The organism is Nocardia otitidiscaviarum NBRC 14405 (assembly GCF_000308635.1).
Classification (GTDB): domain Bacteria; phylum Actinomycetota; class Actinomycetes; order Mycobacteriales; family Mycobacteriaceae; genus Nocardia; species Nocardia otitidiscaviarum.
In genome coordinates, this window is the sequence record NZ_BAGD01000028.1 from 21,919 (window position 1) to 36,475 (window position 14,557).

Here is a 14,557-nt window from a genome sequence, read left to right on the forward strand (position 1 = left end):
GCGGCGGTGAACCATGCCGACAGCGCGGCGGGCGGATACAGCGCGGCCGCCCATGGTGAGAACGGCGTCGCGGGCGATGCCGATGCTCAGTCGGACGGTGCCGCGAAGAACAGTGCCGCGAGTGGGCGCGCGGCGGCGCGTGGATCCGTGACCGCGGCAGGTGGGTCCGACCCTGTGGCGGTACCGGACCCTGTGGCTGCGGGTGGGTCCGGTGCTGTCGCGAGTGGTGCGGACGGTGCCGATACCCGGCCGGACCGCGCTGCCGTTCGGTCGCAAGGACGCTCGGGCGCACCGGTCGGTGCGGATGGCGCGGCTGGCGGTGCGGACGCTACGGCCGACGACGGTTCCCCGTTTCCGCTCGCGCCCATGCAGCATGCCTACTGGATCGGGCGGTCCGAGGGGCAGCAGTTGGGGGCGGTCGCGGCGCATCTGTATGTCGAATTCGACGGTGGGGATGTCGATCCCGGGCGTCTGGAGCGGGCGGCCGAGCTGCTGGTGGCGCGGCATCCCATGCTGCGCACGCGGTTCCTGCCCGATGGCACGCAGCAGACCCTGGAGCGTCCGGGGCGGCCGGTGTGGAGCGTGACCGATCTGCGGGATCGCGACGCCGCCGAGGTCGAGCGGGTGCTGGAGTCGCTGCGGGAGCGCAAGACCCACCAGCTCATGGCGGTGGAGGACGGGCAGGTCATCGATATCGCCCTCACCCTGCTGCCGGGCGGTCGCACCCGCCTGCACCTCGATGTGGACATGCTCGCCGCCGACGCCATGAGCTACCGCATCCTGGTCGGCGATCTGGCGCGGCTCTACCACGGCGAGGAGCTGCCGCCGCAGACCTACACCTTCCGCGAGTACCTGGCGGGCCAGGCCGCGCCGGGACCGGACCGCGCACGCGACCGCGACTGGTGGCAGCGCCGCCTGTCGGAGCTGCCCGGCGCACCGGAACTCCCCCGCGCCTCGGAGCTGGCCCACGCGACGGCACCCGCGTCAGCCGCGGCCGTCGCCGTCGCGGGCCACTCGGCCGAGATGCGGACCGTGCGCTTCCACCGCTGGCTGTCCCCGACCGCGAAGGCGCGCATGTTCGCGGCCGCGCACACCCGGGGCATCACCCCCGCCATGGCCTTGGCGTCGGTATTCGCCGAGACCATCGGCGGCTGGTCGGCGCAGCGGCGGTTCCTGCTGAATCTGCCGCTGTTCCACCGGGAGCCGGTGCATCCGCAGGTCGACGGTGTGGTGGGCGACTTCACCTCCTCGGTGCTGCTGGAGGTCGATGTGACCGAACCGGCCACCGTCACCGAGCGCGCCCAGGCACTGCAACGCGAATTGCACGCCGCCGGTGCGCATTCGGCCTATTCGGGGCTGGAGGTGCTGCGTGATCTGGGCCGCCTGCGCGGTGAGCCGGTGCTCGCCCCGATCGTCTACACCAGCGCCATCAACCTCGGCGAACTCTTCGCCGAGCACGTCACCGACACCTTCGGCGACCCGGCCTGGATCATCTCCCAGGGCCCGCAGGTGCTGCTGGACGCCCAGGTCACCGAGGTTCGCGGCGGCCTCCTGCTGAACTGGGACGTCCGCGCCTCCGCCTTCCCCGCGGGCATGGTCGAGGCCATGTTCGCCCGCTACATCGACGCCATCCTCCGCCTGGCGGGCATCACCGACAGCTCCGAGGCCAGCGAAACCATCGGCGGCACAGGAATATCGGCTCGGGCGGCCTCCGCACCCACTCGGCGAGACGGCGCTGTCGACGCAATGGCGGCCACGAGCGAGTCGGCGTCCGCGCCGCGACAAGCGCACGCGGAAGCCGCACACACGTCGACCGCCACTGAGCCGACCGGTGTCGAGCCGACCGCCACTGAGCCGACCGGTGTCGAGCCGACCGCCGCTGAGCTGACCGGTGCCGGGATGAACGGTGCCGGGTCGGCTGTCGCCGAAGCCGCCGCCACCGGTGTGAACGCGGCGGGCGTCACCGCCCACGGGTCGGCCGTCACCGCGAAGGAATCCGGGGTGGCCGGTATCTCGGCCGCCGGGACCACCGAGCACGCCGCCTCCGGCACTGCGGTGTCCGGAGCCTTCGTCGACGGAGTGGACACCGCCGTCGGTATCGCACCCGCCGTGCCCGCGACCGATGCCACCGGGGTACCGTCGCAGGCTGGCACGGATCTCGCCGCCCAGGTCGACGCCATGGAGGAGGCCGTGGCCGCCGCGCTGTCGGCGGCGCGGCCGGTGGACAACACCGAGACCGGCTGGGATGCCGAGGCCACGGTGCGGATTCCGCTGGAGCAGGCCGTCGTCCGGTCGCGGGTGAACGCCACCTCGGGACCGGTGAGCGGGCGGACGCTGCATGCCGGACTGTTCCAGCACGCGGCCGCGAATCCCGACGCGCCCGCCGTGATCTGGGAGAACGCCGCCGAACCCGGGAGCGGCGCAACCGAATTCGCCGAGACGGTGGCCGGGCGGGGATTCGATCCCGCCGCCGGTACGGTAGCCGCACAGACGGGTGCTCGCCGTGGCGTCGCCGGGAGCGAGCAGGAGCACGCTCACATCCAAGGTGAGCGTGCGGCGCGGACGGACGGTCGCCCCGACGGCCAGGATGATGTGCGGGCCGACGGTCGCGCCCACGGTGAGCGTGCGGCGCGGGCGCACACGCTCACCTACGGGGAGCTTGCCGCGCAGGCGCTCGCGGTGGCGGGTGCGCTGCGGGCGGCCGGGGTGCGGCCGGGGGATGCGGTGGCCGTGCAGCTGCCGAAGGGACCGGATCAGATCGTCGCCACCGTCGGTGTGCTGGCGGCCGGTGGCGTGTATGTGCCGATCGGCTTCGATCAGCCCGCCGCGCGCCGCGCGGAGATTATCCGCACCGGTGCCGTGGTGGCCGCGCTGACCGCCGGGGCCGAGGTGCCGGAGGTGCGCACACTGCCGCTCGCCGGTGCCCGGGTGTTCGCCGAACCGCTTGCCGAGCCGGTGTTCCCGGATCCGGAGGCCATCGCCTACGTGCTGTTCACCTCCGGCTCCACCGGCAAACCGAAGGGCGTCGAGGTGCCGCACCGCGCGGCCATGAACACCATCGACGATCTCGACGACCGCTTCGACCTCGGCCCGGCGGACCGCGCACTGGCCCTGTCCGCCTTGGAGTTCGACCTGTCCGTGTACGACATCTTCGGTCTCTTCGCCGTCGGCGGCGCGGTGCTGGCCGTGGACGAGTCCCAGCGCGTCGAACCGGCCCGCTGGCTGGAACTCATCGAGCGCCACCGGGTTTCGGTGCTCAACTGCGTGCCCAGCCTGCTCGACATGCTGCTGTCCGCGGCGTCGGGTCGTCGCTTGGACAGCCTGCGCATGGTCATCCTGGGCGGTGACTGGGTGGATGTGGCGCTGCCGGGCCGCTTGCGGCAGGTCGCGCCGGACTGTCGTTTCGCAGGTCTGGGCGGGGCGACCGAGACCGCCATCCACTCCACCATCTGCGAGGTGGTCGACGCCCGTGTCCCCGCGGAGTGGTCGGCGGTGCCCTACGGCACTCCGCTGCGGAACGTGCGCTGCCGCGTGGTCGGCCCGGCCGGGCACGACTGCCCGGATTGGGTGACCGGGGAACTGTGGATCGGCGGCGACGGGGTGGCGGCCGGTTACCGCAACGACCCCGACCGCACCGCCGACCGCTTCGTCACCCACGAGGGCCTGCGCTGGTACCGCACCGGCGATCTGGCGCGCTACCTGCCCGACGGCACCCTGGAATTCCTGGGCCGCGCCGACCACCAGGTCAAGATTCGCGGCTACCGGGTGGAACTGGGCGAGGTGGAGAGCGCGCTGCGCGCCCTGCCCGGCGTGCGCCATGCCATCGCCGCGGTGATCGGTTCGGCCGCACCGAAACTGGCCGCCGTGGTGGTCGGGGTCGACGGCGCGGAGCTGCGGGTGGAGACGCTGCTGGCGCAGGCGGCGGACCTGTTGCCCGCCTACATGATTCCCACGCGCGTCGAACTGCTGGCCGAGCTGCCGTTCACGGCCAACGGCAAACCGGACCGCAAGGCCATTGCCACGCTGCTGGCCGCCGGTGAGCGGGCGAGCGAATTCGTCGCCCCGCGTACGGATCTGGAGCGTGCCCTGGCCGATATCGTCGCTGCCGTGCTCGGCCGGGATCGCGTCGGCGCGACCGACGACTTCTTCGCCCTCGGTGGTGATTCGGTGCTCGCCACCGCGGTGGTCGCGCGGGTGCGGGAATGGCTGGATTCCCCCGACACCGTGGTGGCCGACTTCTTCGCCGCCCGCACCGTCGCCGGACTGGCGCAGCGGCTGCTGGAGCGTGAGCAGCGCACCGCCACCCCGGGGCGTCTGGCCACGGTGGCGGCGATGTACCTGGAGGTCGCCGCCCTGTCCGATGAAGAGGTGCTGGCGCAGCGCTGAGTTCTCGACACCCGCTGCCCCGCACCGAAACCGTGCGGGGCAGCGGCATTCGGAGCGTTCTACTCGATGACCGGGCAGGTCCCGTCGATGACCCCGATGTCGTGGAAGAACTGGTAGCACGACGGATTGTCCGGCAGGAACCAGTGCAGGCCCTCCAACAGGAACACCGCGACCAGGTTGATCACGATGACCAGCCCGCAGAACCACAGCGCGAGCCTGCCGATGCGCGCGGCGACGCCGCCGGTGGGAATCGTCTCGCCCGCGGTCGCGTGGGCGAAGGACAGCACCACGCCGATGGTGGCGATGGCGGCGACGAACAGGATCAACGCCCACACGTACAGGTGCAGTCCGAGTACCGTGCCGCCGTAACCCGGATCGCCCGGCAGGATGTGCAGCATGGTCTGCCGCCAGGCCGCGAAGCCGCCGCCGAAGCAGCCGACGATGGCCAGCCCCCAGCCGGTCATGTAGTCGCGCCGGGTGATGGTTCCGCGCAACCCCTTGGCCACGATGTAGGCGCCGCCCAGCGCGGCGAGGGTCATGAAGTTGCGCTGCACCATGCACAGCGGGCACGGATAGTCCCAGGTGCCGAACTGCACGGCCAGGCCGCCGCACACCACACCGGTCCAGCCGACCACGAAGACGACCGCGAGCCAGTACTGCACCCGGCCGAGCCGGGTGTGCTCGGTGGTGCCGGTGCCGAGCGTCGTGGGCGTCACCATGTCAGCCCCAGACCGAGTCCGCTGGTGATGTGGTGCTTCAACAGGAGGCCGGTCGCCAGGAACGCGATCCACCAGGCCGCCAGCACCAGGCGGCGGGATCGCTGTTGACAGATCATCACCAATATGACCAGCAAACCGGCCCAGAGGATCGTGTCCATGTGCCGGACGCTACTGCTCTACCTGCTGTGATCCGAGCGATAGGCGCTCTGACACGCCGCGCCGACGCGCCCACCCACCTAGACTCGTGCGGGTGAGTGGTTGGGACATCGGCGACATCCCCGATCTGACCGGGCGGACCTACATCGTCACCGGCGCGAACAGCGGCCTGGGCGCCGCGACCACGCGGGCGCTGACGGGTGCGGGCGCACGGGTGATCATGGCCTGCCGCAACGAGGTCAAGGCACATGCCGTCGCCGCCGAGATGGGGGAGCGCGCGCAGGTGCGCCGCCTCGATCTCGCCGACCTGGCCTCGGTGCGCGATTTCGCCGACGGCATCGAATCCGCCGATGTGCTGATCAACAATGCCGGGATCATGGCGGTGCCGCTGCGTCGCACCGCCGACGGCTTCGAAATGCAGATCGGCACCAACCATCTCGGCCACTTCGCGCTCACCGGGCTGCTGCTGGACAAGATCCGCGAGCGGGTGGTCACCGTCTCCAGTGGCGCGCACGCCATCGGGCGCATCGACCTGGCGGATCTGAACTGGGAGCGCCGCCGCTACCAGCGCTGGGCCGCCTACGGGCAGTCCAAGCTGGCCAACCTCATGTTCGCCTACGAGCTGCAACGCCGGCTCGCCGCCGCCGGCTCCCCGAAGCTGTCGCTGGCCGCCCACCCCGGTTACGCCGCGACGGAACTGCAGTCGCACACCGAATCCTTCCAGGACTTCATGATGTCCGTCGGCAATCGGCTGTTCGCGCAGAGCGCCGAGATGGGTGCGCTGCCGACGCTGTACGCCGCCACCGCCGAGGTGGAACCGGGCGCGTTCTACGGCCCCGGTGGCCTGCGCGGCCTGCGTGGCCATCCGGTGCGCTCCGGATCGTCGTCGGCCTCCCGCGACGAGATGACCGCCCGTCGCCTCTGGGAGCTGTCCGAACAGCTCACCAAGGTCACCTACCCGTTCGGGCGGAAGTAGCGAGCGGATCGAGTTCGACGGGCCGTGTCCCCACCGGGACGCGGCCCGAGTCCTGTGATCACCGCCACTCGAGGTCACACTTCCCGAGCCGGTTCCGTCATCCCGGTGAACGCGAAAAGCGGCGGAAGACATCCTGTGGTGGAAAGTGGGTAGTGGCAATGACTTTCGAGAATCTGCGGCAGTCGGTCCGGGGCGAGGTGCTGTTGCCCGGTGACGCCGACTTCGACACGGCGGCCCAGCCGTGGAACCTCGCTGTCACCCAGCGGGTGGGTGCGGTGGTCACCGTCGCCGACGCCGACGACATCGCCGCGGCGCTGGCCGCGGCGCGTGCCGCGGGGGTGCCGGTGGTGTCCCAGCCGACCGGGCACGGCGCGACCGGCGATATCGACGGGGCCGTCCTGGTGCGCACCGGCCGCTTCGACGGTATCGAGATCGACGCCGAGGCGCGCATCGCCCGGGTCGGATCGGGGGCGCGGTGGGGCGCGATCCAGAAAGCCGCTGCCGCGCACGGCCTCACGGGGCTGGCGGGCAGCAATCCGGTGGTCGGCGTGACCGGGTACACGCTGGGCGGCGGCGCGGGCTGGTTCGCCCGCAGGTACGGCTGGGCCTCGGATGCGGTGCGCGCCTTCGAGATCGTCGCCGCCGACGGTCGCCCGGCCCGGGTCACCGCGGACAGCGATCCGGAACTGTTCTGGGCTCTGCGCGGGGGCGGCGGCGATTTCGCGGTGGTGACCGGAATCGAATTCGAGCTGTTCCCCATGCCTTCGGTGTACGGCGGCCGGGTGCTGTTCCCGGCCGAACGCGCCGAGCAGGTGTGGGAGACCTTCCAGGAGCTCACCGCCGACGCGCCCGCCGAACTGTCGGTGTGGTTCCAGCGGGTGCAGATCCCGAACTCGCCGGAGCTGGTCGGCCTGGACCTCGCCTATCTGGGCGCGGTCGAGCAGGGGCGGGAGCTGGTGGCCGCCATCGACCGGCTGGGCGGTGCCGTCTCCGACAACCGTGGACCGCTCTCGGTGGACCGCATCGGGGAGATCACCGCCGAGCCGACCGACCCCAGCCCGGCGCTCTCGCACGCCGAATTGCTCACCGATCTCGGTGCCGAGGTCACCAAGATCCTGGTGCGTGAACCGGTGGCGCCGCTGCTGAACATCCAGGTGCGCCACCTCGGCGGTGCGCTCGCCGCCGCGAATCCGGCCGGGGGAGCGCGGGGTCCGGTCGCGGAGCCGTACCTGCTCTACCTGCTGGGTCTGGGCCTGCCGCAGCTGCGTGCGGCCGTGTCGGCGAAGCTGCGGGCGGTGGTGGACGCGCTCGGCGAGCACGCACCCGGCCGCAAGCCCTACACCTTCCTCGGCGCGGCCGACACCGCGGCGGCGGCCTTCGAGGACGCCGCCCTGGCGCGGCTGCGGGCGGTCAAGCGGGAGCGCGATCCGCACGGTGTGATTCGTGCCAATTTCCCGGTGCTCGGTTGATCCGGATCGTTGTTTCGGCCCGGTGCGGAACTGTTCCGCACCGGGCCGTTTCACGTTCGCGCGGCGTTCGCGGACGCTCGATAGGCTGGTTCGGACAATGGAACGTCATCCCGAATAGTGAGATGCTTATCGTGAATGTGTCAGCGGCCACACGCATTTTCCGTGGCTTCTGGTACTGTCGCCGCCATGCAGCGCGTGTATTTCTGGTTTAGCCAGCCGGCCCCGGGTGGGCCGAGCGGCGTGAACCTGCGCTGACCTCCTCCCACCCCGAGCCGGATGAACACAGACCGGCTCCGAGGGAATCTCATCGCGAATCTCCGTGGGTCGGCCTGAGAAAAGGAACCCACGAATCATGACTCTCGCCGCCGCCATCGACTCCAGGCATGCCGATCTGGACGATCAGCGCACCCTCAGCGTGAGCCCCCTTCGCTCGCCCGCCGACATCCGTCGCACCCATCCCATCGACGACGCGCTCGCCGATACCGTGCGCGCGGGCCGCAAGGCCACCGTCGACGTGCTCAATGGCGACGACGACCGCCTGATGGTCATCGTCGGCCCGTGTTCGGTGCACGATCCCGATGCCGCCCTCGACTACGCACGCCGGTTGGCGGCCAAAGCCGCCGAACTCGGGGACCGGCTGCACATCGTGATGCGCGTCTACTTCGAGAAGCCGCGCACCACCCTGGGCTGGAAGGGCCTGATCAACGACCCGCACCTGGACGGCACCTTCGATATCAACACCGGGCTGGATCTGGGCCGTCGCCTGCTGGTCGACATCACCGCGCTCGGGCTCCCGGTGGCCTGCGAATTCCTCGACCCCATCACCCCGCAGTACATCGCCGACCTGGTCGCCTACGGCGCGATCGGCGCGCGCACCGCGGCCAGCCAGGTGCACCGCCAGCTCTCCAGCGCGCTGTCCATGCCCGTCGGCATCAAGAACGGCACCGACGGCGACGTGCAGGTGGCCGTGGACGGCGTGCGCGCCGCCGCCGCCAGCCACGTATTCCCCGGCACCGATCTGGAGGGGCGTTCGGCGCTCATCCGCACCGCGGGCAACCTGGACTGCCACGTGATCCTGCGCGGCGGCAGCAACGGCACCAACTACGACGCGGCCTCCGTGGCCGAGGCATGCCTGCGCCTGGAGAAGTCGTCGCTGCCGCAGCGCGTGGTGATCGACGCCAGCCACGGCAACAGCAACAAGGACCACAACCGGCAGGTCGACGTGGTCACCGATATCGCCGCACGCATCGCGGCGGGGGAGACCAGCACGGTCGGCGTCATGATGGAGAGCTTCCTGCTCGCCGGTCGCCAGGACCTCACCCTCGGCCGCGCCGACGACCTGGCCTACGGACAGTCCATCACCGACGCCTGCCTGGACTGGGACACCACCGCCGCGCAGCTCGACCGGCTGGCCGAGGCGGTCGCCGCACGACGCGGCTGAGTTGTTGCAGCCGCGCGACGCGGCTGAATTCGCTCACGCCGGGGTGGCGACAATACCGAGGAGATCGCCTGAGGCGCGGGTTCGGACCTCGAAACCCGCGCCCCTCAGGTGCTCGGACAGCTTGCCCGGCAACGGTTTCGGGCTGCTCGAGGTGCCTGCTCCGGGTTCGCCGTAGCCGTACACCAGGTACAGGGCACCGCCCGGGTTCAGCAGCTCGCGGATGAGGGCGAGCTCCGGCGTCGGATCCCGGGTCCAGAAGAGATTCACATTGACCGCGAGCACCTTGTCGAAACCGGTGTCGCCGTCCCGGACATCTTCGGGGCGCAGTTCCTCCAAGGCCAGGTGAAGTAGCCGCACCCGGCCCGCATCGACCAGTGCGGCATGCTTTTTCCTGGATCGCGCGATGGCGGTGGCGGACCGGTCGATGGCCACGACTCGACCCGTCGTCAACGGCTCCGCCAGATAGGCGACCGACGCGCTCGAACCCGCGCCCACCTCCAGAATCCGGTCGCTCGCGCGGATGCCCATCGTCTCGACAACCCATTCGAACCGCGCCGTGCCCGCCATATCCGCAATCTACGCCCGAGCCCGCGATCCGCGCCCCGGGTTCACGCCAGCGCAGCCCACAGCATGGCCGATCCCGCCAGCCGTCGGTCACTCGGCCCACCAGCGTGTTCGCAGGTGCACGGTGGTCTTCACCATGCCGAATATGGTGCCAGCCGGATTGGCGGTGGTCCGATCGAGGTTGCGGTGAACTCAGTGCGGCGACAGGCGGGCTCGGGCCTTCTCCGCCCAGCGTTCGACGTGGTCGAGGTGGCGTTGGGCCTTGTTCAGGGCCTCCTGGGCGGTGCGGTTGGCGGCTACGGTGAAGCGGCGCTCGGATTCGGCGTGCGAGAGGTCGGCGCGCAGGGCGGCGATGCGGTCCTCGACGGCGGTGAGGTCGGCGGTGACGCGGTCGCGGTCGGCTTGGGCGGAATCGCGGGCGGCGCGGGCGGATTCGAGCGCCGCGAGGGCATCGGCGGCCTCCTGCCGGGCGGCGGCCAGCGCCTCCTCCTCGGCCGCCCTGCGCCGCTCCTCCCGCGCCCGTGCCGCACTGCCGGACTTCCCGCCGCCGGACTTCGCGCTGCCGGGTTTCCCGCCGTCGGACTTCGCACCGTCGGATGTCGCGCTGTCGGATGTCGCGGTGCTGTCGGACGTTCCTGTGTCGCCCGATGTCGCGGTGCTGCCGGACTCGGCCGTGCCGCCGGACCTCGCGGCGCGACCGCGTCCGCGCGCGCCGTCGGGTCTGTTGTCACCGCCGGAATCTCCTGCCGCACCGCCCGTATCGTCTCCGGCGGACCACTTGCCGTCGGCGGTCCTGCTGCCGGACTCTCCGGCTCCCTCCGCCCGGTCGCGTGGTGCCGCTGCGCCCGTCGTCGGGTGCGCCGGGCCGTCGGCGGCGTGTGCACGAGGCGCGCCCGCGCGGGTGGAAGTGTCGGTGGTGGAGGGGGATTCGTGGGTGGGGACGGCGGAGAGGGTGGCGGGGCCGAAGCCCTCGTAGCTGGTGGCGGTGGTGAGGGTGCCGGTGCGGACCGCTGCCGCGACGTCGGGGTCGGCGAGGGCGGCGTGCAGGGTCTGGCCGATCTCACGGAGGGTCGCCTCGCTCAACTTCTGGTCGTGGGCGGCCGCCAGTTCGCCCGCCTTCCGGGTCAGCGCGTTCACCACCTGCTGGCGCTGGGTGGTGAGCGCCCGCAACGCCTCGCCCGACAGCTTCCGCTGCGCCTCCCGCAGCGCGTCCCCGAGCGCCAGCAGCGCCGTCACCTCGTCCGTCGCCTCCCGGGCCAGCACATTCACCGCCCACGCCGCCACCGTCGGCCGCCGCAGCTTGCCGATGGCACCGGCCAGCGCCCGATCCCCGGCCTCGCGCGCCCGCCGCACCCGCTCGTCGCGCGCCGCGACGAACTCCGCAGGGGCGAGGCCGTACAGCTCGCCCGCAACCTCCTCGAGCGTCATGCCCCCCAGCCTACGAGCGCACGCCCGACATTTCGGCCACCGCCGAGCGTTCGAGGTTCCTCGGCCCCGCCCGCGAGCACACGCGACGTCCGCTCACACCGGGCGAGGGTTCAGCGGCGGTCGAATTCGGCGGGCCAGGCCGGGGCCGGGCCGGGTGGGTCGGTGGCGAGGCGGCCCGCGATCCAGATATCGCGGCGGATGCCGCGCTGCACCATGCCGCCGCGCAGGATGCCCTCGTAGCGGAAGCCGGTGCGGCGGACCACGGCGGCGGAGGGGTGGTTGCCCACCATGGCGCGCCATTCGAGGCGGCCGTAGCCGAAGGGTGTGGGGGCGAAGGCGGCGGTGCAGGCCAGGTCCACGGCCTGGGTCATGAGGCCGCGACCGCGGACGGCGGGGCAGAGCCAGTAGCCGATCTCGGCGGTCTCGTCCTGCGGACGGATGGTGGGGTGCAGGCCGATCATGCCCACCACCGGCCCGTCCGCCGCTGTCCGCACCGCCCAGGTGGGGCTGCGCGCGGCCCATCCGGGAATCACGATGTCGGTCACGAAGCCCTCGGCGTGTTCGCGCAGGTAGGGCACCGGCATGGTGGTCCATTCCCCGATGGACGGCTCCTGACAGCAGGTGGTGATGGCGTCGATGTCGTACACCGTGGGCGGCGTGAGCCAGACCGTTCCGTTCGACAGGGTGCTCGGGTCCATCGCCTCATGCTGGCATAGGATCACCACGGTGGTTGCCGCACTGCTCGCCGATTTGTTCGAATCCCATCGATCGCACCTGCTCGCGGTGGCCTATCGGCTGACCGGCAGCGTCACCGACGCCGAGGACGCGGTGCAGGAGAGCTGGCTGCGCCTGGCCACCACGCCCCAGTACGAGATCGAGGATCTGCGCGCCTGGCTCACCACCGTGGTCAGCCGCATCTGCCTGGATCGCCTGCGCAGCGCCGCAGTGCGCCGGGAAACCTATGTGGGACAGTGGCTTCCGGAGCCGGTCGTGACCGCACCGAACCCCTCCAGCACCCCCGATCCGCTGGCCGCGGTGGTCCGCAAGCAGGACGCCCGCTTCGCGGCGATGATCGTGCTGGACAACCTCACTCCGCCGCAGCGCGTGGCTTTCGTTCTGCACGACGCCTTTTCGGTGCCGTTCGACGAGATCGCCGATATCCTGGACATTTCCACCGACGCCGCCCGGCAGCTCGCCGCGCGGGCGCGCAAGGCCGCGGCGCGCAGCCCGGAGCCGGTTCCCGATCCCGAGCACGAGGCCGTCGTGCAGCGGCTCATCGAGGCCATGTACTCCGGCGACCTGGACCGGGTGGTGGCGGTGTTGCATCCGGACGCCCGCACCATCGGCGACGCGGGCGGCACCACCGCCACCGCCATCAATGTGGTCACCGGTGCGGACAGGGTCGCCCGGCTGTTCCTGGGACTGCGCCGCAAGCTCGGATTCGACGATCCGGCCGCCTTCGCCAGCGGTATGTTCGAGCCGGTGCTCGTCAACGGTCAGCTGGGTGTGCTGGTGCACGAGCGGGAACCGGGGGAGAACCATTCGGGCAATCCGCGCCGGGTGTACGGCTTCACGGTGGCCGACGGAAAGATCTGGGGTATCTACGATCTCGCGAATCCGGCCAAGCTGTCCGGCATTCGCCTGTCGCGCTGAGGTATTCGGCGAACCGGCATCCGGCGAACCGAAGACGGCGCGACGGCGCGGTCGCGATTGCGCGCGACCGCGCCGTCCACATCCGAGTGGGCGGCACACCCCCGACGGTCCTGCCGCACACCGGATTCGGTCAGTTCGGCGGTGTCTGCACCGCGGAACCGCTCTCGCATTCCATGCCGCCGGACAGGCTCACCGATCCGGTGGGTGTGCAGTTGCCGATCCCGGATCCGGTTCCGGAGCCGGAGTTCCCGCCGGAGCCGGAGGGCGGGAAGCTCGATCCGGTGCTCCAGTCCGGGGTGGTCGACCCGGTGGCCCAGCCGATGAGCTGGTTGGCGATGTGGTGGGCATGATCGACGACCGCGACGGGTTGTAACAGCAGGTCGATGAAGGAGGCCATGTGCGCCCCTTTCGTTGATCCACCGGCGAGGGTGGGTGTGAGATGGAACACGGGGAGGCTAGCCGCCATTGGGTCAATGCACAATCACGCTGGTAGACAAGCTATTTCAAAAGTGAAACATAGGCATTCGCTATCGCTTCGCAACCATTTCGCCCGGTGGGTTACTCTCCGGACATGCCCTACGTTCCCACCGTCGAACGCCTCCGCCCCTTCGGAGCCACCATCTTCGCCGAGATGACCGAACTCGCCGTCCGCCACGGCGCGATCAACCTCGGTCAGGGGTTTCCGGACAGCGACGGTCCCGCCGGCATGCTCGAGGTGGCGCGGCAGTGCATCGCCGACGGTCTGAACCAGTACCCGCCGGGGCGCGGCATGCCCGTGCTGCGCCGAGCCATCGCCGCCGATCGCGCCCGCCGCTACGGCACCGCCTACGACCCCGACAGCCAGGTGCTGGTCACCGTCGGCGCCACCGAGGCCATCGCGGCCACCATCCTCGGCCTGGTGGAGCCGGGGCGCGAGGTGGTGCTCATCGAGCCGTACTACGACTCCTACGCCGCCGCGGTCGCCCTCGCCGGGGCCAAGCGCCGCACCGCCCGGCTGGTTCCCGACGGCGACGGCTTCGCGCTGGACCTGGACAGCCTGCGTGCCGCCATCACCCCCGAAACCCGCATGCTGCTGGTGAATTCGCCGCACAATCCCACCGGCACGGTGCTCGGCCGCGCGGACCTCACCGCCATCGCCGAACTCGCCGTCGAACACGACCTCATCGTCATGGCCGACGAGGCGTACGAGCATCTGGCCTTCGACGGGCACGAGCACATCAGCATCGCCACGCTGCCGGGCATGTTCGAGCGCACGGTCGTGATCTCCAGCGCCGCCAAGACGTTCAGCGTCACCGGCTGGAAGATCGGCTGGGCCTGCGCTCCCGCCCCGCTGCTGGACGGCGTGCTGGCCGCCAAGCAGTTCCTCACCTTCGTCGGCGGCGGCCCCTTCCAGCCCGCCGTCGCACACGCCATCGAGCACGAACAGCGGTGGGTAGCCGACCTGCGGGATTCGCTGGCGGACAAGCGGCTTCGGCTCTCGTCCGCACTGGCCGAGGCCGGGTTCGCGGTGAAGTGCAGTGACGGAACGTATTTCGTCTGCGCCGACATCACCCCGCTGGGCGCGACCGACGCCCTGGCGTTCTGCCGTGAGCTGCCCGCACGTCTCGGGGTGGTCGCCGTGCCGGTGAGCGTATTCGCCGACGACCGCGCCGCCTGGAACCATCTGGTGCGCTTCGCCTTCTGCAAGCGGGACGAGACCCTGGAGGAGGGGGTGCGGCGGCTGCGCGCCGGTGTCCAGGTGGGCTGACCCGGTCGGCACGGCCGG

At 71.1% G+C, this 14,557-nt stretch carries 12 protein-coding genes; 6 read left to right on the top strand and 6 right to left on the bottom strand.

Features of this window, described 5'->3' with window-relative positions; genetic code table 11:
• Positions 1-6: 6 nt before the first annotated feature.
• A complete protein-coding gene (locus tag ON31_RS37710; RefSeq protein WP_444543636.1) occupies positions 7-4,386 on the top strand; it encodes a non-ribosomal peptide synthetase in 4,380 nt (1,459 codons plus the stop codon).
• A gap of 59 nt (positions 4,387-4,445) precedes the next feature.
• Here ON31_RS37710 and ON31_RS04045 read toward each other — a convergent pair whose 3' ends face one another.
• The gene (locus ON31_RS04045) at positions 4,446-5,105 is read right to left on the bottom strand and encodes a disulfide bond formation protein B (protein ID WP_051036815.1); all 660 of its coding nucleotides are present in this window, start codon (positions 5,103-5,105) and stop codon (positions 4,446-4,448) included.
• Positions 5,099-5,263, bottom strand: coding sequence for a DUF5993 family protein (locus ON31_RS36490; RefSeq protein ID WP_157533584.1), 165 nt, complete (start codon positions 5,261-5,263; stop codon positions 5,099-5,101). The genes ON31_RS04045 and ON31_RS36490 overlap by 7 nt, the downstream gene beginning before the upstream one ends.
• Positions 5,264-5,355: 92 nt before the next feature.
• On the opposite strand from ON31_RS36490, the gene ON31_RS04050 reads away from it, so the two are divergent.
• From ON31_RS04050 to ON31_RS04060, 3 genes are all read left to right on the top strand, one after another.
• Positions 5,356-6,237 carry an oxidoreductase gene (locus ON31_RS04050; protein WP_039809353.1) on the top strand — a complete coding sequence of 294 codons (882 nt, stop codon included), beginning with the start codon at positions 5,356-5,358 and terminating at the stop codon, positions 6,235-6,237.
• A gap of 158 nt (positions 6,238-6,395) precedes the next feature.
• Positions 6,396-7,706 (top strand): FAD-binding oxidoreductase, encoded by a 1,311-nt coding sequence (locus ON31_RS04055; protein ID WP_039809355.1) that lies wholly within the window; start codon positions 6,396-6,398, stop codon positions 7,704-7,706.
• Between the two features lie 352 nt (positions 7,707-8,058).
• A complete protein-coding gene (locus ON31_RS04060) occupies positions 8,059-9,147 on the top strand; it encodes a 3-deoxy-7-phosphoheptulonate synthase (RefSeq protein WP_051036818.1) in 1,089 nt (362 codons plus the stop codon).
• Between the two features lie 33 nt (positions 9,148-9,180).
• On the opposite strand, the gene ON31_RS04065 is transcribed toward ON31_RS04060, so the two are convergent.
• From ON31_RS04065 to ON31_RS04080, 3 genes are all read right to left on the bottom strand, one after another.
• Positions 9,181-9,714 (bottom strand): class I SAM-dependent methyltransferase, encoded by a 534-nt coding sequence (locus tag ON31_RS04065; protein ID WP_039809357.1) that lies wholly within the window; start codon positions 9,712-9,714, stop codon positions 9,181-9,183.
• A 189-nt stretch (positions 9,715-9,903) separates the two neighbouring features.
• Positions 9,904-11,139: a hypothetical protein gene (locus ON31_RS38500; RefSeq protein WP_051036822.1), complete on the bottom strand. Its 1,236-nt coding sequence runs from the start codon at positions 11,137-11,139 to the stop codon at positions 9,904-9,906.
• A gap of 110 nt (positions 11,140-11,249) precedes the next feature.
• A complete protein-coding gene (locus ON31_RS04080) occupies positions 11,250-11,837 on the bottom strand; it encodes a GNAT family N-acetyltransferase (protein WP_039809442.1) in 588 nt (195 codons plus the stop codon).
• Positions 11,838-11,865: 28 nt separating this feature from the next.
• On the opposite strand from ON31_RS04080, the gene sigJ reads away from it, so the two are divergent.
• Positions 11,866-12,792 carry an RNA polymerase sigma factor SigJ gene (sigJ, locus tag ON31_RS04085; protein ID WP_039809359.1) on the top strand — a complete coding sequence of 309 codons (927 nt, stop codon included), beginning with the start codon at positions 11,866-11,868 and terminating at the stop codon, positions 12,790-12,792.
• A gap of 130 nt (positions 12,793-12,922) precedes the next feature.
• Here the strand turns inward: sigJ and ON31_RS04090 are convergent, their stop codons facing one another.
• Positions 12,923-13,189 (bottom strand): hypothetical protein, encoded by a 267-nt coding sequence (locus ON31_RS04090; protein ID WP_039809360.1) that lies wholly within the window; start codon positions 13,187-13,189, stop codon positions 12,923-12,925.
• Positions 13,190-13,363: 174 nt separating this feature from the next.
• Here ON31_RS04090 and ON31_RS04095 point away from each other — a divergent pair, with 174 nt between their 5' ends.
• Positions 13,364-14,539, top strand: a complete 1,176-nt coding sequence (locus ON31_RS04095) for a pyridoxal phosphate-dependent aminotransferase (RefSeq protein WP_081592199.1) — start codon at positions 13,364-13,366, stop codon at positions 14,537-14,539.
• Positions 14,540-14,557 lie beyond the last annotated feature (18 nt).

What these genes read in the sequence shown, in the direction of transcription:
- ON31_RS04045 (WP_051036815.1), bottom strand. Translation starts at nt 5,105, where the DNA reads ATGGTGACGCCCACGACGCTCGGCACCGGCACCACCGAGCACACCCGG.
- ON31_RS36490 (WP_157533584.1), bottom strand. Translation starts at nt 5,263, where the DNA reads ATGGACACGATCCTCTGGGCCGGTTTGCTGGTCATATTGGTGATGATC.
- ON31_RS04055 (WP_039809355.1), top strand. Translation starts at nt 6,396, where the DNA reads ATGACTTTCGAGAATCTGCGGCAGTCGGTCCGGGGCGAGGTGCTGTTG.
- ON31_RS04060 (WP_051036818.1), top strand. Translation starts at nt 8,059, where the DNA reads ATGACTCTCGCCGCCGCCATCGACTCCAGGCATGCCGATCTGGACGAT.
- ON31_RS04065 (WP_039809357.1), bottom strand. Translation starts at nt 9,714, where the DNA reads ATGGCGGGCACGGCGCGGTTCGAATGGGTTGTCGAGACGATGGGCATC.
- ON31_RS38500 (WP_051036822.1), bottom strand. Translation starts at nt 11,139, where the DNA reads ATGACGCTCGAGGAGGTTGCGGGCGAGCTGTACGGCCTCGCCCCTGCG.
- ON31_RS04080 (WP_039809442.1), bottom strand. Translation starts at nt 11,837, where the DNA reads ATGGACCCGAGCACCCTGTCGAACGGAACGGTCTGGCTCACGCCGCCC.
- ON31_RS04090 (WP_039809360.1), bottom strand. Translation starts at nt 13,189, where the DNA reads ATGGCCTCCTTCATCGACCTGCTGTTACAACCCGTCGCGGTCGTCGAT.
- ON31_RS04095 (WP_081592199.1), top strand. Translation starts at nt 13,364, where the DNA reads ATGCCCTACGTTCCCACCGTCGAACGCCTCCGCCCCTTCGGAGCCACC.